We start from the raw sequence: 17,433 nt of genomic DNA, 5'->3' as shown, positions 1-17,433 counted from the left end.
CACCTGCTGTGCGAGCGCCGCTGGCCCTTGCTGGGAGTCATGAAATGACGATGTCTCGCCGCCCCACGTCGGGGTTGCTCGTGTTGGTCGCCCTGACCCTGTCCGCCATGGCCTGTACCTCGCCGGAACCCCCGGACTCACCCGAGGACTGTCCCACCGGACAGACGTCCTGCTCGGGCACCTGTCGCGACCTGACCACGGACGTCCAGCACTGCGGCGCATGTGGCACCGCGTGCTCGGCGGGCAATACCTGCGTGGCGGGCCAGTGCGTCGCCCTGCAGGGGTGTGGCGACGGGCGACTGTCCTCCACGGAAGCCTGCGACGACGGCAACCGCAGGGCGGACGACGGGTGCGGCGCCACGTGCCAGGTGGAGTCCGGGTACTCGTGCACCGGCACGCCCAGCACCTGCGCGCGCCGCTGTGGCGACGGGGTGTGGGGGGGCGCGGAGACGTGCGACGACGGCAACACCGCCGCGGGTGACGGGTGTGGCGCCACGTGCACGGTGGAGTCCGGGTACACCTGCTCCGGCACGCCCAGCACCTGCGCGCCCCGCTGCGGTGACGGCGTGCGGACGGCAGCGGAGGCGTGCGACGACGGCAACACGGCCGCCAACGACGGGTGCGGCGCCACGTGTGCGGTGGAGTCCGGGTACACGTGCAACGGCACGCCCAGCGTCTGCGCGGGCGTGTGCGGTGACGGGCGCGTGCGCGGCGCGGAGACGTGCGACGACGGCAACACGGCGGCGGGCGACGGGTGCAACGCCACGTGCAACGTGGAAGGCGTGTTCGAGGCCGAGCCGAACGAGGAGACCACCACCGCCACCGTGCTGCCCTGGGTGCCGGCGCGGGCCTTCGGCGCGCTGGCTTCCCGGAGTGACACGGACGTGTACCGCTTCACCCTCACCCGCGTGACGGACCTTCGCATCAGCACGGACGACAGCCGGGGGCCTCACAGCTGCCAGGACATCGACACCTATGTCCGGCTGCTGGACGCGAACGGCTCCAGCCTCGCTTCGGACGACGACAGCGGCCTGAGCCTGTGCTCGCTGCTGGACCCCACGAGCAATGCCGCCCTGACGCGCCTGCTTCCCGGCACCTACTACGTCGAGGTCGAAGCGTCGGTCTTCAGTAGTGGGACGACCGCCCTTCCCTATGGTCTGAACGTCCAGCGTGTCGCCACCTGTGGCGACGGCGAGCGGACGGGGAGCGAGGCCTGCGACGACGGCAACACGGTGGACGGAGACGCGTGCAACCGGTTCTGCATGGTGCCGCCCACCCTGGAGGCGGAGCCCAACGACACGACGGCCACCGCCAGCGGGCCGCTGGTGCCCATGGGCTTCTCCGGAGGCGCGCTCTCCAGCGGGAGCGACGTGGACCTCTACCGCTTCACGCTCACGGCCACCACGGACCTGGCCCTGGAGGTCTTCGACGAGTCGGGGCCGTCGTACTGCGCGGCCATCGACCCGGGCATGGCCCTGCTCGATGCGAGCGGCAACCAGGTCGCCTCCGACGACGACAGCGGCCCGGGCTACTGCCCCCGCCTCTCCGCGTCGGATGGAAACCGCGCCATGCGCCGGCTCGCGCCGGGCACCTGGTACGTGCGCCTCCGGTCCGTCTCGGGCGACGCGGTTCCCGCGTACACCCTGCGGATGCGCCACGAGGCCGTCTGCGGCGACGGCACCGTCACCGGCAGCGAGGAGTGCGACGGCGGGCAGGGCTGCACCAGCACGTGTGAGCGCGTCCCGGTGTGCGGCGATGGCTTCCTGGATGCCCCCGAGCCGTGCGACGACGGCAACACCACGGACGGAGATGGCTGCAGCCGGACCTGTGCCGTGGAAGGCGCCTCGGCGGAGGTGGAGCCCAACGGGACGCGGACGGAGGCGGACGCCCGTGCCACCGGCGGGGCGCCCGTGCGAGTCACGGGCAGCACGCGGTTCACCGGGAGCCTCCCCTCCGATAGCGACCTGGACCTGTACCGCGTGGAGCTCGCGGCGCCCACCGTGGTGCGCTTCGAGACCTTCCACGGAGGGCTGCTGCGCTGCGGCTTCGACGTGGACACGCGGGTCCGGCTGCTGGACACGGCGGGCGCTGTCACGGCGGTGTCCTACGACGAGGGCATCAGCGCCTGCGCGGCGCTCACCGTCCACCTGGCGGCGGGGACGCACTACGTGGAGGTCTCCGCGACGCCGGGAAGGGAGTCCTCCTTCGCCTACGTGCTGGACGTGTCCTTCCTGGCCAGCGCGGGGGGCGAGACGGAGCCCAACGAGACGCCCGCCACCGCCACGCCGCTGACCCTCACGGGCGGAGAGGCGTTCGTCACCGCCACGCATCCGACGCAGGGGGACGTGGACGTCTACCGCCTCACCCTGCCCGTGGGAGGACGCTCGCTGCTCGCGGAAATCACCGAGGGCACCGGGGCCGGTGCGGAGACCTGCGAGTCCAACGGCATGGACAGCGTCCTGGCGCTGCTCGATGCCGGCGGCAACGTGCTGGCCAGCGACGATGACACGGGCCGGGGCTACTGCTCGCGCCTCGATGGCCGCGGACCGACGCCCGACCACTTCGGCGCCCGGGACCTGCCCGCCGGCACCTACTACCTCCGGGTGGGCGCCTCGTCCTCGTCGAGTGGCGCGGCCACGGTCTTCGACTACCGGCTGTCCGTCACCCTGCGCTGAGCGCGGGCCCCGGCGCCGTACCCCTTAAGTGGAATATCGCCAGGGAGGTGGGTTGCGACACCTTCCTGCTGCTCCCCGGGCCGGGGCTTCAGGTCTCGCGCCCGGTGGAGCGTCGTCCCCTGCTTCTTCGAGAGAATCCCATGCACTTGCGCTCACTGCGTCCGTTGTTGCTGCTGGCCACGCTCGTCGTCGGCTGTTCGCCTGCCCTCAAGGTACGGGTCCTCGAGCCCGCGAAGGTCAACGTCGGCTCCGCGAAGCAGCTGGCCCTCGTGCAGACCGAGGGCCGCCGCAGCGCCCGCGACTACGTCGTCCGGGAGCTGAAGCGGCAGAGCCGCAATGACGGCTACTTCGCGCTCGTGGACCGCACCGACGAGGGCACCATCGTGAAGGTCGCCGGGCGCACGGTGGAGGTGCACGGCGACAAGGCCACCCCGCTCGCGCCGGGGGAGATTGGCCTGCGCGTCGACGTGCTCGACTGGAACACCGACATGGAGACCCGCGTCACCGAGACCAAGGACGACAAGGGCAACGTCCACAAGCGCAAGCAGGACGTCTACGTCGGCAAGGTCGCGCTGGGCGTGACGGCCTACAACGCCGCGGGCAAGGTGCTGCTCGCCGAGGATGAGTACGTGTACAAGCAGGAGGGCGACAAGGCGGACGGACTCCTGACGCTCGCGGCCAGCAACGCGGTGTACCGGCTGCTCCATGACCTGACGCCCCGCCAGGTGACCCACTCGCTCCGCATGGACGATGACGACGAGGCCCAGAAGGGCATCATCGAGGTGGCCGAGAAGGGGAACCTCGAGGGGGCCATCACCCAGCTGAAGGCCTACGCCGAGCAGCACCCGGAGAATGGAGGGGCCTGGTACAACCTGGCCGTCCTGCAGGACGCCAGCGGCGAGTACGAGCAGGCCCTGGAGCACTACTCGCGGGCCATCTCTCTGGCCTCGAAGGACTTTTATGTGAAGATGAAGCAGCAGTGCGAGGGGCGGCTCGCGAGCCGGCTGGCCCTCATGGAGTGACGGACGTCCTGGAGCCTCCGGCCCGCGAGGGCTCGTGGACCTGGGAGTGACGGTTCGCGAGGGCCCATGGGCCGGAGGTGTGGCGGTTGAGCTCGCGGTCCACCGCTCCCCCGGGAGCCCCCACTTCGCAGGCGTCTCCGGACGCCGGGGACCTGGCGGGGCTCTACCGGCGGTTCGGTCCCGCGGTGCATCGACGTGCGCTGTCCCTCACGCGTGACGCCGAGGAGGCCCTGGACGTCACCCAGGACACCTTCCTGGCGTACATGAAGTCGAGGGACACGCCGCGCGCGGAGGCGTCACCCTTCACCCTGCTGTATCAAATCGCCACCTATCGGGCGGTGGACCGGGTGCGCCGCCGGGCGCGTTGGTACGGGCGCCTGGGGCCGCTGTCGGTGGAGGACGCGGACGGCGAGGCGGAGCAGCGGGGCCAGGATGTGGCGAGCGCACACACGGGCGGGCTGGAGCGGGTGGAGGCGCTGCAGGACCTGGCGCTGCTGACCCAGGGTGAGGACCCGGAGGTGCTCACCGTCGCCGTCCTCTACTTCGTGGAGGGACACACCACCGAGGAGGTGGCGCAGGTGCTGGACTTGTCACGGAAGACGGTGTCCCGGATGCTGGCCCGGTTCGCGGAGCGCGCGCAGAAGCGCAGCCTCCGCCTTTCCCCCGGGGCGGCCCCATGAGTCCGGGCGAGCGTCGCATCAAGGAGCCGCTGCTGGAGCGCTACCTGGCGGACGCGCTGTCACCGGACGCGCGGCGCCAGGTGGAGGCGGTGCTGGCGGACTCGGAGGCGGACCGGGCGCGGCTGGAGGAACTGCGGGCGGACTCGGCGGCCTTCCTCGTCCAGAACCCGCCCGGGCCGCTGGTGGCGCGCTACGAGGCATCGCTGCCGGCGCGGCGGCGGCCGTGGTGGATGTTGCTGGTGCCGGCGCTGGCGGCCTCGGTGCTGGTGGTGGTGTGGCCCCGCGAGGACGCCTACACGGTGAAGGGCGGGGTGGCGCTGGTGGTGCACCGCAAGGCGGGCGAGGGCACCGCCCGGGTGGCGCCGGGCGAGGAGCTGGCCGCCGGGGACGTCCTCCAGTTCGAGGTGCGGGCGGCCGAGGACGGCTTCGTGGCTGTGCTGAGCCGGGACGGGGAGGGCGCTGTCACGGTGTACCACCCGTACGGAGGCATGAGGTCGGCGCCCTACCAGGTGGCGCGCCCGCTGTTGCCGGGGGCGGTGGAGCTGGACGCGGTGCGCGGGCATGAGGACGTGTATGCCCTGCACGCGCGCAAGCCCTTCGAGCTGGACTGGGCGGTGGCCGCGCTGAAGGCGGGCCAGAAGCTGGAGGCGGCGGCGCCCAGAGGCGTGACGGTGGAGCACGTCGGCTTCGTGAAGCGGTAGCGCCCTACGAGGGTCCAGCGACGGTCGGCTACGAGTGGCGGTCCGCCGTCGCTGGGGCAGCTCGGTCACCGACGTTCAGGTGCCGAAGCGCCGCTGTGCTTCATCAAGGGCAGTAGCAGTAGCCGTACTGGCCGTACCAATCATCGTGCCAGCAGTAGCCCGGGTCGCCCGCGCAGTGGGTCTGCCCATAGGCGGTGCAGTCGCTGTTGGTCCGGCATCTCGGGGTGGTCTGCGCCTCCGCCTTCGGAGCGGTAACGGCACCTGCGACGAATGCAACGGTGAAGCCTGCGAGGACAGCAAGAAGCGTCTTCTTCACGTGAGCCTCCAGAGCCTGGTTCGCACTCGCGCAACCTCGGAAACGCGAGTGCTCCCGCAGCGTATGCCAGCGCGTTGTCAGAACTCCAATGGCAGGTGACGGGGTTTCAAGGCAGGGGGATGGGAGACCGCGAAGAAAAAAGTCCCACGGAAAATCCCCCCCGCGATGAACGAGATGAGCGGGGCGCGGTGGTGGCTCCGGGTCCTTGGGGGACCCGGGGCGTCATGCCTGCCGAGCGCCATCCGCCATTGCAAGGGGGCCGGTGAAGATGACGACGGTGCGCTGTGTGATTGCCTCGAACCAGAGGCAACTGGACGATGCGCTGCGGGTGCGCTGGGCGGTGTTCGGCGCGGAGCTGGGACTCCTGGGTGCTCCGCCTCCGGCGCCGCGTGACGTGAGCTGCTTCGACACGCTGGAGACCACGCTCCACTTCATCGTGTACGCGGACGACAAGGCCGTGGCCACCTCGCGACTGCTGCTGCCGAACACGGAGGTCGCGCGTACGGCCGGACTGCGCCTGGGCATCGAGCTGGAGCAGAAGCTCGACCTCGGCAGCGTGGACGAGCCCGGCATGCGCCTGGCGGAGACGACGCGCTACTGCGTGATGAGCGGCTGGCGCGGCTCGGAGGTCCTCCTGCGCCTGCAGGCGGAGATGTACCGCGCGAGCCGTGAGCACGGCGTCACCCACTGGATTGCCTCCGCCAACACGGAGACGGACTCTTCCATCGACGCGCTCATCGCCTTCCAGGTGGCCGCACGCATGAAGTGCGTGAGCCCCCGCTGGAAGGTGACGCCGCACGAGTCCTCCCAGCCGCCCGAGACTCCCGAGGCTCCGCTGTACACGCCGGAGGAGCGCCTGCGCGCCTGCCAGGGCCACTTCGACGGCCTGCGCCTGCCGCGCACGCTGTCGCTCTTCGCGAAGAAGCTGGGCGCGCGCTTCATCGGCGAGCCCATCTACGACGCGCGCTTCCACCGGTACTCCACGCCGCTGGTCGCCGCGCTGGACGCGATTCCGAGCAACACCCTGGCCTGGTTCGACTCGCTGCGAGATTGCGCCTCGCGCGCCGCCTGAAGCCAGGCCCCACCTCTCAACCCATCACCCATTCCATTCATGAGCGGGGCGCCACCGGCGCGCCCGCACGGGAGAAGACCATGACCACGGAGCTGATTCGGAACCTGGAGCAGGAGGCGAAGTCCCTGGTGACTGCGCTGGACGTCCACCCGGAGGCCCGGCGCCTCTTCGAGGGCACGGCGGACGCGGAGCAGTACGCGGGCTACCTCGTGCAGACCTACCACTACGTGCGGTGGACGGCGCCGCTGCTCGGCCTCGCGGGCCGGCGCATGCTGCGCCTGGGCCGCCACCCGATGCTGGCGGAGCTGCTCGTCCAGAAGTCGCGGGAGGAGTCCGGCCACGAGCGCTGGCTGCTCGCCGACCTGCGCGCGCTGGGCTGGAGCCAGGAGCGCGTGGAGGCCACGCCGGCCTGCGCCGCGGTGCGCGCCTACGTGAACTGGAACCGCTTCACCGCGGAGGCCGGCATGCCCACCGCCTTCCTCGGCACGGCCTACATGCTGGAGCACCTGTCCGTGGAGCGCGCCGGCCTGGCGGCGGAGCGACTGGTGGCACGCGGCGCCATCCCCAACGTCCGCCGCGCCGTCACCTTCCTGCGAGGCCACGCGGGCGCGGACGGAGACCACGTGGCGGAGCTGGCCAGCGTGCTGAGCCGCCTGGAGGACCCCGCCGAGCAGGAGGCCCTCCTGCTCTCCGCCCGCACCACGCGCGCCCTCTACCCGGCCCTCTTCACCCCGGCCGAGGAGTCCGGCGCCGTCCACACCGGCTGAGCACTCCCACACCTGGCCCGCCCACTTCGACTTGCAAGAGTGTAGCATCGACACTAAGACTGTGTAGAAAATACACGAAGGCACGAAGAGGGCGGGCCATGGTCATTGGCTACATGAAGGCGGCACCGACGACGTACGTGATGCAGTTCGAGGGGGGAAAGGTGGTCCGGGAGGGGCCGGGGCTGGCGTTCTTCTACTGGAAGCCGTCCGCGACGCTGGTCTCCGTGCCGCTGTCGAGCGCGGACGTGCCCTTCGCCTTCAACGAGGTGACGCGGGACTTCCAGGCGGTGACGCTGCAGGGGCAGCTCACCTGGCGGGTGGCGGACCCCCGGCGACTGGCGTCGCTGCTGGACTACTCGCTGACGGCGTCGGGGCGCTACCGCTCGGACGACCCGGAGAAGCTGGAGGAGCGGCTGGTGCAGGTGGCCCAGGTGCGGGCGCGCACGGTGGTGCAGGGGCTGCCGCTGCGCGAGGTGCTGGTGCAGACGGGGGCGATTGAAGCGCAGGTGCTCGCGGCGCTGGCGGTGGCGGAGCCGGTGAAGGCGCTGGGGGTGGAGGTGATGGCCTTCTCGCTGCTGTCGGTGCAGCCGACGCCGGAGATGGCGCGGGCGCTGGAGGCGGAGGCCCGCGAGGGGCTGCAGCGCACGGCGGACGAGGCCATCTACGCGCGCCGCAACGCGGCCGTGGAGCAGGAGCGCCGCATCAAGGAGAGCGAGCTGGCCACGGAGCTGGCCGTGGAGGCCCGGCAGCGCCAGATTCGCGAGGCGAAGATGGCGGCGGACATCGCCGTAGAGGAGCAGCGCTCCGCGCTGATGGCGCGCTGGAGCGAGAACGAGCGACAGGCCGCGGACGCCCGCGCCTACGCGCTGGAGAAGACGCTGGCGCCGGTGCGCGGGGTGGACTGGAAGACGCTGATGGCCACCTCCGCCGGCGGCGCGGACCCGGCGCTGAACATCGCCCTGGCCTTCCGGGAGATGGCGGAGAACGCGCAGCGCATCGGCGAGCTGAACGTGTCGCCGGACCTGCTGCACTCCCTGATGGGAGCCGGGGCCTCGGGGGGCGCTGGCGGCTCGAAGCCGCAGCGGCCGGCGCAGGGCCACGCGCCGAACTCACCCCGCGAGCGCTGAGCCGGAAGGGGAGGGTGGGCCATGTACGAGAAGCTCGTGCTCGTCACCCGCCGCACGCGGCTGGCGGGCCTGGTGGAGCGCTTCAACACGAAGAAGCAGGCGAAGTTCTACGTGGAGCACGCCGGGCAGGACTTCGAGGAGTTCGCCCGGGAGGACGAGGCCTACCGGGTGGCGGTGGACACGCTGCGCGACTCGCTGGCGCTGGGCCTGCCGGTGCAGCAGGTGGACCGGAGCCTGGTGCCCACCTTCCTCTTCTCGGGGAAGGAGATTGTCGTCGTGGTGGGGCAGGACGGGCTGGTGGCCAACGTCGCGAAGTACGTGGGCGAGCAGCCGCTGGTGGGCGTGAATCCGGACCCCGAGCACTTCGACGGCATCCTCCTGCCGTATGAGGTGGCGGGAGCGCGGGGGGCGGTGCGCAAGGTGTTGGAGGGCCGGGCGACTTTCCGTCAGGTGACGCTGGCGGAGGCGCTGCTGGGGGACGGGCAGCGGCTCCTGGCCTTCAATGACTTGTTCATCGGGGCGCGCTCGCACGTGTCGGCGCGCTACCGGGTGCGCTACGGGGCGCGGGAGGAGTCGCAGTCGTCCAGCGGGGTGCTGGTGTCCACGGGGGCGGGCTCCAGCGGGTGGCTGTCCTCGGTCTTCACGCTGGCGGGGCAGCTCACGGCCATGACGGGCGGAGTGCCGGGGCAGCCGTGGAAGCTGGGGTGGGAGGAGCCGAAGCTGGCCTTCGTGGTGCGCGAGCCCTTCCTCAGCCGCCACTCGGACGCGGGCGTGGTGGGCGGCTTCGTGACGGCGGAGCAGGAGCTGGTGCTCGAGTCGCGGATGGCGTCGGGGGGCGTCATCTTCAGCGACGGCGTCGAGGAGGACTTCCTCAAGTTCGGCGCGGGCGCCACCGCACGCATCCGTCCGGCGAAGCAGCGCGCGCGGCTGGTGGTGGGCTGAAGGCGCGCGAGGGGGCCGCGCGTGGGACTCCCGCCACGCGCGGCGACCCTTCCGGCTCAGGGGGCGACGACTGTCGTCTGGACTTCGGGGCACCGCACCTGGGCCTCGCGGAACTCGCCCTGGGGATGAGGGGCGTCCTCGCGCCGGGTGGCCACGTCCATCAGCCGGCCGCGGAAGGCAATCGTGTAGCGCCCCGGCTGCCGCATCTCATAGCCGAGCGAGACATCCACCCGGCCCTCCACCGAGGCGCCCGGGGCCAGGGTGACGTAGTCGTCGGCCTGGGGGGCCGCGCGCTTCATCATCGGTCCCTGGTAGGGCTGCTCCGCGCCGTCGCGCGTCACCTGGAAGATGTCGTTGCGCAGCCCCTCCAGCGGGGTGTGCCAGTCGAGCACGTACAGCGGCTGCGACGTGGGGTTGCTCAGCCGGAAGAGCACCTCCACCGGCTCCCCCGCCTTCACCTGCTCCGGCGCGCTCAGCGCGCAGTCCAGCGTCGTCGCCACGGCGGCCTCCTGGCGTGCTCCCTCTTGCGGCGGTGCTGCCTCGGGGCGCGACGCGCACGCGCCACCCAGCACTCCCAGGCACAGCAGCGCGACTCGACCTGTCATCCGACGTGTCATTGAGATGGGCCTCCCGGCTCCAGGCGGCGCCGGCATGGCCACCGCCGCTGAAAAAGAAACGGGGGCGCCTGGCGCCCCCGTCTCGAGACCCATCATGTCACCGCGGGCGCGTCACGGCAGCGACGGCGTGTTCTCCGCGAAGTACTCGTGGCTGTCCGCGTTGTCGCGGGCGCGGGTGGGGTTGGACGTCGCCAGGCTCTTGCAGGCGCTCTGGCCGTAGGCGTGGTCATCCGTGTCCGCCACCACCGTGAAGTGGCTCAGCTCGTGGACCAGGGTGCCGCCCTTGGAGTCCGTGCCCGTCAGCGGCGCGCTCCAGAACGCGTTGCACACCCAGATGCGGTACGGCTGGTTCTTGTACACGTAGGCGTAGGCGCTGTCCGAGCAGCCGCAGTCCACGATGACCGACTTGGTGTCGAAGGCGTTCTTGATGGACGCGAAGTGGCTCTTGACGGTGCCCCAGTTGGTGGTGCTGTACGTGCCGAACCAGGTCCGGAAGCGCGTGGTGTTGGAGGGCGTGCCGTTGAGGTACGTCACCGCGCCGTTGGCCATGTTCGAGCCGGCGCTGAAGGCCTGGGCCGCCGTGGAGGCGCGGGTGGTGGAGCAGTTCGCCGTGGACAGGGCCTGCGCGGACACCGTGCCGGCCTCGTACGTCTCCGGGTGCACGAAGGGACGGCCCTCGACGAAGACGCTCAGGCTGTCCGAGCGCAGCTGCGACACGCCGTCATGGGTGGCGTCGTGGTGCGACGCGGAGTCGTACCGGATGCTGTACGTGGCCGTCTTCGACAAATCGTAGAGGGTGGCCAGGTCCACCGTGCGCGACACGCTCTCGCCCGGCGCCAGCTGCAGGAAGTCGTGTGCCTCCGGCGTCGCCCACTTGTAGTGGCGGCCGTTGTACTCGGCGGTGAGGCCGTCGGCCTCCACCTTGAACAGGTCCTCCTTCATCCCGTCCACCGGCGTGTGCCACTTGAGCAGGCGCACCTTGCTGGCGGAGACGTTGGTGAGCGTCACCGTCACCAGCACGCCCTCGCGAGCGGCCATGGCCGACTTGCCCGCGGACAGCTCCACCTTCACGTCGCCCGCGGCGGCATCGCGCACGGCCGGCTCGTTCGACTCGGGCAGGTCTCCCGCGCGCTCATCCGGCGCGCCACAGGCACCCAGCAGGGACACGCTCGCGATTGCGCCAATCCACCAATTGAGACGACCACGGGGGGTGAGGCTCATGTCGGGGACATCCTTTCGACTCAGCTCGAGGGGAACTCAGCGGCAGCGCGGCGGCCATCCATGAATGCCAACCTATCGCGCTATCCTGGTTATATCGAGCTGGAGGGATTCCCGTCCAGGTCCCGCGGGGTTGTCCCTCAGGGATGTGCGTAGGTGACGACGAGCATCACCAGGCCCAGCACATGCGCGGCCATCAGCGGGCCGAGGGTGAGGATGACCACATCGAAGAAGCTCTCATCAGGGGTCTTCATGTCCGTGCTCCATCTGCCTCGCGGGTGTCGCGTGGCACGGGTTCCTTGAGCAAGGCCCGGGCCACGCCTCGTCATGCGAGGACGTGGAGCACGGAAGCGAGGAGGTACGCGGGGTTGGCGCGGCGGGCAGGGCCGCGCCGTCGGTGCATGGGCGCGGGTGCGGGACAGTCTGTCCGCGCCACGTGTTCGCGCGTGGGATTCGCGCGTGCGCCCGCGGCATTCGCGCGGTCGCTACTCCGCGGCGGCGGGGCGCGAGGCCGCGGGGGCGGTGCCCTCGCGCGCCAGCGTGCGCACCAGCTCGAGCGCGCGCTTCACGTGCTCGCCCACGCGCAGCTGCGACTCGAAGGTGTGGCGGATGACGCCCGCGCGGTCCACGACGAAGGTGACGCGGCCGGGAATCAGGCCCAGCAGGGACGGGGGCACGCCGAAGGCCTCACGTGCCTCGCCGCGCGCGTCGCTGAGCAGGACGAAGGGCAGGCGGTGCTTCGCGGCGAAGCCCTCGTGCGACGACACCGAGTCGCCGCTGATGCCCACCACCTCCGCGCCGGCCGCGACGAAGTCCTCGTACTGGTCCCTCAAGCTGCACGCCTGCACGGTGCAGCCGGGCGAGTCGTCCTTCGGGTAGAAGTACACGACGAGCACCTTCTGACCCACCAGGTCTCGCAGCCGCACCTGACGCCCGCCGGCTCCCGCCAGGGTGAGGTCGGGAACCGCATCGCCTTCCTTCAGCAGCTTCGTCTTCGCCATCATGTCCTCCAGCCGCTCCGGCGGGGCCGGTGCGGCGAAACCTGTCCCTTCCACGGGGCGTCCCGCCGCGCCTCCGCCCTTCGTGCTCAGGCGCCGCGTCCGGGCCGACCCGGGTGCGCTCCACCACATCCCCCGCCTCGGGGCCGCTGCCTGGCCGCGCACCCGACGTGTGGCCTCCCGGCGCACGTCCACTCCAGCCCCACCCACCGAGCATCCGCTCTATCGCGCCGCGTGACACTCGTTTAATAACGAGCCTGGCCCCCTGCTCTCCTGGCGGTGGGACGGCGGGGCCAGAAGCTTGCGACGACCGCGCATCTCCGCCGTCATCAGGGCATCACACTTATGTGGGGGAGCGGAGTCGCCCCCCCGTCCGGCAGGCGACAGCCCTGCGCGCGGCCGGAGCCGAAATTTCGGGCATGACAGCCACAGCCGTCTTACCTTTCGAGACAAGAAGTGGGAGCCTGGGTCTGGGGAACAGGGCGGAAACTTTCGCCGGGGTTGCGCCGAGCATCGTTCAGGCGTAGGACGCACCCTCGGGGGGTTGGTCAGGAGCGGACATGGTCGGCCTCGTTGTCGCAGCACACGGGCGTCTGGCGGAGGAGCTGGTCTCCACCGCGGAACAGATCGTGGGAAAGCTTCCCGCGGTGGCAACCTGCAACATCGAGCCGGGGACTCCCGTCGAGGAGCTTCGCGCGAAGATGAAGCAGGCGGTCGCCCGCGTGGATGAGGGGGAAGGTGTCATCATCCTGGCGGACCTGTTCGGAGGTACCCCCTGCAAGGAGTCGCTGATGATGTGTCAGCGCATGAATCTGGAGGTCCTTGCCGGCGTCAACCTGCCCATGCTCCTGAAGGCCAACTCGCTCCGCTCGGAGCAGATGTCCCTTCCGGAGATGGCCAACCAGCTGGCTTCTCACGGCCAGCGCAACATCACCTGCGCATCCGCCCTGCTTCGCGAGGCCCAGCAGCAGCCGCGAACTTGACGGGCCCGCGCGGGTCGGCGATTCGAGACTGCCGTGATCACCCTGGTCCGCGTCGACAACCGCCTCATACATGGTCAGGTCGTCGAGGCCTGGCTGCCCTTCCTCAAGGTCTCCCGGGTCGTCGTCGCGGATGACGAGGCGGCGTCCAGCCCCCTCATCCGCGCCGCCATGGCCCTGGCGGTGCAGAGCGCCATCGAGGTGCAGATCCTCCCCCTGGCCCAGGTGGACTTCTCCGCCCTGTCCAAGGACGGCGTCCGCACCCTGGTGCTCCTGCGCGACGTGGCCTCGGTGCCCTTCGCCTTCGCCCACGGGCTGACGCTGGACGAGCTCAACCTGGGCAACGTGCACTTCGGCACCGGCCGCCGGCAGGTGTCCCCGTCCGTCTTCCTGGCGGAAGCCGAGCTGCAGACGCTGCAGCAGCTGGCCGGGCAGGGCGTCCGCGTGGAGGCCCGCGCGGTGCCCTCGGAGAAGCCCGTGGAGCTGCTGGACCTCACCGAGCGGTGGGCGAAGGCCGGGTGAGCGCGTGAGCGTCGTCTGGACCCAGGTGGCGCTCGCGGGGCTGTGGGGCGGACTGGTGGCCTTGGAGCGCAAGGCGTTCCTGCAGGCCATGCTGTCCCGCCCGCTCGTGGCCGCCACCGTCATGGGCGGGCTGCTCGATGACGTGGCCTCCGGCCTGGCGGTGGGCCTGGTGCTGGAGCTGTTCTTCCTGGGCACCGCCAACCTGGGCGCCTCGCTGCCGGAGAACGACACCCTGGCGGCCACCGGCACCAGCGCCGCCGCCGCCACCCTCACGGCGGCCACCGGCGCCGGCTCCACGCCCGCCATCTGGTCCCTGGCGGTGCTGCTGTTCATCGGCCTGGGGCGCGTGGGCCGCAAGGGGGACCGGCTGCTGGAGGCCTACTCGGCGCGGCTGGCCCGGGTGGCGCTGGCCTCCGCGGAGCAGGGCGACCTCACCCGCGCCATGCGGCAGAACCTGTGGGGCATGTGGCCGCACTTCGTGCTGTACGGCACCCTCACCGCCCTGTGCGCGCTGCTGGGCTTCTTCGTGCAGCCGCTCTTGCAGGCGCTGCCTCCGGCCGTGGTGCGCGGGCTGGCGTGGGCCTGGCCCGCCATGGCCTCCGTGGCGGCGGCCCTCGCCGCGCAGGGCAGCCATGCCCGGCGGGCGCCCCTCTACGCGTCGCTGGGGGCGGCCGCGGTGACGGTGGCCGTCGTCATCCTCCTGCTGCTGGAGCACCGGTGAGCGCGCCCGAGGCCTCCCTGCCGCTCTGGGTGCTGGTGCGCGTCTTCCTGCGCTCGCTCTTCCTCCAGGCGTCGTGGAACCCCAAGGGCATGCAGAACCTGGGGCTGGCCTACGCCGTCTTCCCCGCCCTGGAGCGCCTGTACCCCGCCGGGGCCTCCCGCGAGGAGGCCGTCCGCCGGCACCTGGTCTTCTTCAACACCCACCCGTACGTGGCGGCGGCCATCGTCGGCGGCGTCGTGTACCACGAGGTGCGCATCGCCCGGGACGAGGAGACGCCGGACAAGGTGGTGGCCTTCAAGGCGGCGCTGATGGGGCCGCTGGCGGCGCTGGGGGACGGCTTCTTCTGGCTGTCGCTCAAGCCGGCGGCGGGGGCGGTCAGCGTGGCCCTGGTGCCGCTCTTGGGCGTCTGGGCGGTGCCGCTGTTCCTGGTGCTCTACAATCTGGTGCACGTGCTGCTGCGCGTGCGGCTGTACTGGCTGGGCCTGACCCTGGGGGACAGGCTGGTGGAGGCGGTGGCCCGTGCGAACCTCCCGGCCCGGGGGGCCAAGCTGCGGGCGGTGGCGGCGCTGAGCGCGGGGGGGATGGCGGCCTGGCTGGCCATCTCGTTCGGCACCAACGCGGGAGGGGCCTCGGCGCCCTTCCTGGCGGCCGGGTGCCTGGCCCTGGGGGTGGCGTCCTACGTGCTGGTCAGCCGTCGGGTGCCGAACTACGTGGTGCTCTACCTTGCCGCGGGGCTGGCCTGCGTTGCGGGAGCATTCCTTTAAGAAGAGAGGTGGGAGTCGCGATGGCAACCGTGGCCGAAGGGACGTACGAGATCATCAACGCGCTGGGGCTGCATGCCCGGGCCGCGGCGCAGATGGTCAAGGTGGCCAACCGCTTCAAGAGCGAGGTCACCATCGAGGCCCAGGGCCAGAAGGCCAACGCCAAGTCCATCATGGGCGTGCTGATGCTCGCGGCGGCCCAGGGGACCCAGGTGAAGCTGACCTGTAAGGGAGACGACGCCGACGCGTGCCTCGTGGAGCTGGCGAAGCTCATCGGCGACCGTTTTGGCGAGGCGCAGTGAACGGGTGAGAATGCGAACGCGGTAGACTGCGGGAGAAGAAGGGAACGTGAGCAGCCAGGCCACCCCCACACTGAGGTTGATGGGCATCGGCGCGTCTCCCGGCGTGGCGGTCGGTCACGCCTTCATCCTGGACCGCAAGCGCATCCGCACCCCCAAGCTGCGGCTGGCCGAGGCGGAAGTCGAACCCGAGCGGATGCGGATGAAGACCGCCATCGACCTGTCCGACCGGCAGCTCGCCGAGCTCAAGGACCAGATTACGCGCACCGAGGGCAGCGACCACGCCCTCATCCTGGAAGCGCACCGGCTGATGCTCCACGACCCCATGCTCGTGGACGAGGTCAACCGGCTCATCGTCGAGGACCACATCAACGCCGAGTGGGCCGTGCGGCGCGTGGCGCGGAAGATAAAGCACCTCTTCGACAACATCCCCGACGAGTACTTCCGCGAGCGCCGCTCGGACGTGGACTACGTCGCCGACCGCATCATCCGCAACCTGATGGGCCAGGTGGTGGACGAAGAGGTGGAGGTCCCCGCCCAGGCCATCGTCGTCGCGCACGACTTGTCCCCCGCGGACGCGTCGCTGATGTCGCGCAGCGGCCGGGTGGCGGGCTTCGTCACGGACCTGGGCGGCCAGACGAGCCACACCGCCATCGTCGCGCGGGCACGCGAGACGCCGGCGGTGGTGGGCGCGGGCCGGGCCAGCGAGCAGATTTCCCCCGGCGACCTGGTGGCCATGGATGGCATCCGGGGCGTCATCCTGGTGAACCCCTCGGAGGAGCAGCTCTCCGTCTTCCGCGAGGAGCAGCGCCGGTACCAGGAAGGCGAGCGGCTGGCGCTGACGACGAAGGACCTGCCGGCCACGAGCACGGACGGCTTCCGCATCCGGCTCAACGGCAACATGGAGTTCCTGGAGGAAATCCCCTCGCTGCTGGCCCACGGCGCCGAGGGCATCGGCCTGTACCGCACCGAGTTCATGTTCCTGGACCGGAAGACGGCGCCCACGGAGGAGGAGCACTACCGCGCCTACCGCCAGGTGCTGGAGGCCATGGGCGGGCGTCCCGTCACCATCCGCACGTTGGATTTGGGCGGCGACAAGGTGCCGGGCAAGACGAAGCACGAGAAGGAGCCCAACCCGGCCATGGGCCTGCGGGCCATCCGCTACTGCCTGTCCAACCGGGAGCTGTTCCGCGTGCAGCTGCGGGCGCTGCTTCGCGCCAGCGTGCACGGCAACCTGCGGCTGATGTTCCCCCTCATCTGCGGGGTGAGCGAGCTGCGCGAGGCGCGAAGCGAGCTGGAGGCGTGCCGCACGGAGCTGGGCCGCGCGGGCGTGCCCGTGGGCAAGCGCTTCCCGGTGGGCATCATGGTGGAGACGCCGAGCGCGGCGATGATTGCCGACCGGCTGGCGCAGGAGGCCGACTTCTTCTCGGTGGGGACCAACGACCTCATCCAGTACTCGCTGGCCATCGACCGCCAGAATCGCGAGGTGGCCTACCTCTACCGGCCCCTGCACCTGTCGGTGCTGCGGCTCCTGGAGGGCATCGTCAGCGCGGCGAAGGCGGCCAACATCCCGGTGTCCATGTGCGGCGAGATGGCGGGTGACCCGCTGTACACGCTGGTGCTGCTGGCGCTCGGCTTCGACGAGCTGTCGATGACGTCCGGGCAGATTCCGGTGGTCAAGCGCTTCATCCGCCGGGTGGGCCGCACGGAGGCCGTGGAGCTGCTGCGCGGGGCCATGGAGCTGACCACCGCGGAGGAAATCGAGCGCTACGTGCGCATGGAGCTGGACCGCCGCTTCGCCGAGTCCGTGGAGCCGCCCCCGGACCCGGAGAAGCCGGAGCCGACGGCGCACGAGGCCACGCCCTCGGACCGCACCACCGGCTGAACGCCCCCTCCCGCCCGGCTCCCGGGCGGAGCGGAGGCCCGCCCGCCCGCCCGCTGTCCGGGGAGGGCGTGCCGCGTGGCCCCGCCCATGCCCACCTTCCTGGGAGCGGAGTTGTCACCCAGGAGCGAGC

Annotated in this window: 18 protein-coding genes; 14 read left to right on the top strand and 4 right to left on the bottom strand. The window is 71.1% G+C overall.

Translation table 11 applies throughout. The features are described from left to right. Positions 1-44: 44 nt before the first annotated feature. The 4 genes from LXT23_RS18435 (at position 45) to LXT23_RS18420 (ending at position 5,078) form a co-directional block, all read left to right on the top strand. Positions 45-2,675, top strand: a complete 2,631-nt coding sequence (locus tag LXT23_RS18435; RefSeq protein ID WP_253981512.1) for a DUF4215 domain-containing protein — start codon at positions 45-47, stop codon at positions 2,673-2,675. 140 nt (positions 2,676-2,815) lie between these two features. Continuing rightward, positions 2,816-3,697: a tetratricopeptide repeat protein gene (locus tag LXT23_RS18430; RefSeq protein ID WP_253981511.1), complete on the top strand. Its 882-nt coding sequence runs from the start codon at positions 2,816-2,818 to the stop codon at positions 3,695-3,697. 86 nt (positions 3,698-3,783) lie between these two features. Beyond that, positions 3,784-4,377 carry an RNA polymerase sigma factor gene (locus tag LXT23_RS18425; protein ID WP_253981510.1) on the top strand — a complete coding sequence of 198 codons (594 nt, stop codon included), beginning with the start codon at positions 3,784-3,786 and terminating at the stop codon, positions 4,375-4,377. Next, a complete protein-coding gene (locus tag LXT23_RS18420; RefSeq protein WP_253981509.1) occupies positions 4,374-5,078 on the top strand; it encodes a hypothetical protein in 705 nt (234 codons plus the stop codon). The genes LXT23_RS18425 and LXT23_RS18420 overlap by 4 nt, the downstream gene beginning before the upstream one ends. A 103-nt stretch (positions 5,079-5,181) precedes the next feature. Here the strand turns inward: LXT23_RS18420 and LXT23_RS18415 are convergent, their stop codons facing one another. Then, positions 5,182-5,394, bottom strand: a complete 213-nt coding sequence (locus LXT23_RS18415) for a hypothetical protein (protein ID WP_253981508.1) — start codon at positions 5,392-5,394, stop codon at positions 5,182-5,184. 268 nt (positions 5,395-5,662) lie between these two features. Here LXT23_RS18415 and LXT23_RS18410 point away from each other — a divergent pair, with 268 nt between their 5' ends. The 4 genes from LXT23_RS18410 to LXT23_RS18395 all read left to right on the top strand — a co-directional run bounded on the left by LXT23_RS18410 (position 5,663) and on the right by LXT23_RS18395 (position 9,302). Beyond that, positions 5,663-6,466, top strand: coding sequence for an N-acyl amino acid synthase FeeM domain-containing protein (locus LXT23_RS18410; protein WP_253982325.1), 804 nt, complete (start codon positions 5,663-5,665; stop codon positions 6,464-6,466). 80 nt (positions 6,467-6,546) lie between these two features. Beyond that, on the top strand, positions 6,547-7,233 hold the full coding sequence (locus tag LXT23_RS18405) for an iron-containing redox enzyme family protein (protein ID WP_253981507.1): 687 nt from the start codon (positions 6,547-6,549) through the stop codon (positions 7,231-7,233). Between the two features lie 98 nt (positions 7,234-7,331). Then, entirely contained in the window at positions 7,332-8,360 is a 1,029-nt protein-coding gene (locus LXT23_RS18400) for an SPFH domain-containing protein (RefSeq protein ID WP_253981506.1), read from the top strand. A 21-nt stretch (positions 8,361-8,381) separates the two neighbouring features. Next, a complete protein-coding gene (locus tag LXT23_RS18395; RefSeq protein WP_253981505.1) occupies positions 8,382-9,302 on the top strand; it encodes a diacylglycerol kinase catalytic domain-containing protein in 921 nt (306 codons plus the stop codon). Between the two features lie 56 nt (positions 9,303-9,358). On the opposite strand, the gene LXT23_RS18390 is transcribed toward LXT23_RS18395, so the two are convergent. The 3 genes from LXT23_RS18390 to LXT23_RS18380 all read right to left on the bottom strand — a co-directional run bounded on the left by LXT23_RS18390 (position 9,359) and on the right by LXT23_RS18380 (position 12,138). Further along, positions 9,359-9,907 (bottom strand): protease, encoded by a 549-nt coding sequence (locus LXT23_RS18390; RefSeq protein WP_253981504.1) that lies wholly within the window; start codon positions 9,905-9,907, stop codon positions 9,359-9,361. Between the two features lie 123 nt (positions 9,908-10,030). Further along, on the bottom strand, positions 10,031-11,140 hold the full coding sequence (locus LXT23_RS18385) for a M35 family metallo-endopeptidase (protein WP_253981503.1): 1,110 nt from the start codon (positions 11,138-11,140) through the stop codon (positions 10,031-10,033). A gap of 482 nt (positions 11,141-11,622) precedes the next feature. After that, entirely contained in the window at positions 11,623-12,138 is a 516-nt protein-coding gene (locus LXT23_RS18380) for a peroxiredoxin (protein ID WP_253982324.1), read from the bottom strand. 557 nt (positions 12,139-12,695) lie between these two features. On the opposite strand from LXT23_RS18380, the gene LXT23_RS18375 reads away from it, so the two are divergent. Genes LXT23_RS18375 through ptsP form a run of 6 tightly spaced genes read left to right on the top strand, consistent with a single transcriptional unit; the run spans position 12,696 to position 17,303 of the window. Further along, the gene (locus LXT23_RS18375) at positions 12,696-13,118 is read left to right on the top strand and encodes a PTS sugar transporter subunit IIA (protein WP_164015313.1); all 423 of its coding nucleotides are present in this window, start codon (positions 12,696-12,698) and stop codon (positions 13,116-13,118) included. A gap of 33 nt (positions 13,119-13,151) precedes the next feature. Next, positions 13,152-13,637, top strand: a complete 486-nt coding sequence (locus LXT23_RS18370) for a PTS system mannose/fructose/N-acetylgalactosamine-transporter subunit IIB (RefSeq protein ID WP_253981502.1) — start codon at positions 13,152-13,154, stop codon at positions 13,635-13,637. A 4-nt stretch (positions 13,638-13,641) separates the two neighbouring features. Then, positions 13,642-14,358 (top strand): PTS sugar transporter subunit IIC, encoded by a 717-nt coding sequence (locus tag LXT23_RS18365; protein WP_253981501.1) that lies wholly within the window; start codon positions 13,642-13,644, stop codon positions 14,356-14,358. Next, positions 14,355-15,122, top strand: a complete 768-nt coding sequence (locus LXT23_RS18360; RefSeq protein ID WP_253981500.1) for a PTS system mannose/fructose/sorbose family transporter subunit IID — start codon at positions 14,355-14,357, stop codon at positions 15,120-15,122. The genes LXT23_RS18365 and LXT23_RS18360 overlap by 4 nt, the downstream gene beginning before the upstream one ends. Positions 15,123-15,142: 20 nt before the next feature. Further along, positions 15,143-15,421: an HPr family phosphocarrier protein gene (locus tag LXT23_RS18355; protein WP_253981499.1), complete on the top strand. Its 279-nt coding sequence runs from the start codon at positions 15,143-15,145 to the stop codon at positions 15,419-15,421. A gap of 46 nt (positions 15,422-15,467) precedes the next feature. Then, positions 15,468-17,303 carry a phosphoenolpyruvate--protein phosphotransferase gene (ptsP, locus tag LXT23_RS18350; protein ID WP_253981498.1) on the top strand — a complete coding sequence of 612 codons (1,836 nt, stop codon included), beginning with the start codon at positions 15,468-15,470 and terminating at the stop codon, positions 17,301-17,303. Positions 17,304-17,433 lie beyond the last annotated feature (130 nt).

The organism is Pyxidicoccus xibeiensis (assembly GCF_024198175.1).
GTDB lineage: Bacteria > Myxococcota > Myxococcia > Myxococcales > Myxococcaceae > Myxococcus > Myxococcus xibeiensis.
Note: the sequence above shows the minus strand (reverse complement) of the source record. Positions and strands in the feature narration are given on the sequence as shown.

Bases quoted from the DNA above. Each gene is read 5' to 3' on its own strand.
- LXT23_RS18420 (WP_253981509.1), top strand. From the start codon at position 4,374: ATGAGTCCGGGCGAGCGTCGCATCAAGGAGCCGCTGCTGGAGCGCTAC.
- LXT23_RS18380 (WP_253982324.1), bottom strand. From the start codon at position 12,138: ATGGCGAAGACGAAGCTGCTGAAGGAAGGCGATGCGGTTCCCGACCTC.
- LXT23_RS18430 (WP_253981511.1), top strand. From the start codon at position 2,816: ATGCACTTGCGCTCACTGCGTCCGTTGTTGCTGCTGGCCACGCTCGTC.
- LXT23_RS18435 (WP_253981512.1), top strand. From the start codon at position 45: ATGACGATGTCTCGCCGCCCCACGTCGGGGTTGCTCGTGTTGGTCGCC.
- LXT23_RS18395 (WP_253981505.1), top strand. From the start codon at position 8,382: ATGTACGAGAAGCTCGTGCTCGTCACCCGCCGCACGCGGCTGGCGGGC.
- LXT23_RS18355 (WP_253981499.1), top strand. From the start codon at position 15,143: ATGGCAACCGTGGCCGAAGGGACGTACGAGATCATCAACGCGCTGGGG.
- LXT23_RS18385 (WP_253981503.1), bottom strand. From the start codon at position 11,140: ATGAGCCTCACCCCCCGTGGTCGTCTCAATTGGTGGATTGGCGCAATC.
- LXT23_RS18390 (WP_253981504.1), bottom strand. From the start codon at position 9,907: ATGACAGGTCGAGTCGCGCTGCTGTGCCTGGGAGTGCTGGGTGGCGCG.
- LXT23_RS18410 (WP_253982325.1), top strand. From the start codon at position 5,663: ATGACGACGGTGCGCTGTGTGATTGCCTCGAACCAGAGGCAACTGGAC.
- LXT23_RS18400 (WP_253981506.1), top strand. From the start codon at position 7,332: ATGGTCATTGGCTACATGAAGGCGGCACCGACGACGTACGTGATGCAG.
- LXT23_RS18375 (WP_164015313.1), top strand. From the start codon at position 12,696: ATGGTCGGCCTCGTTGTCGCAGCACACGGGCGTCTGGCGGAGGAGCTG.
- LXT23_RS18405 (WP_253981507.1), top strand. From the start codon at position 6,547: ATGACCACGGAGCTGATTCGGAACCTGGAGCAGGAGGCGAAGTCCCTG.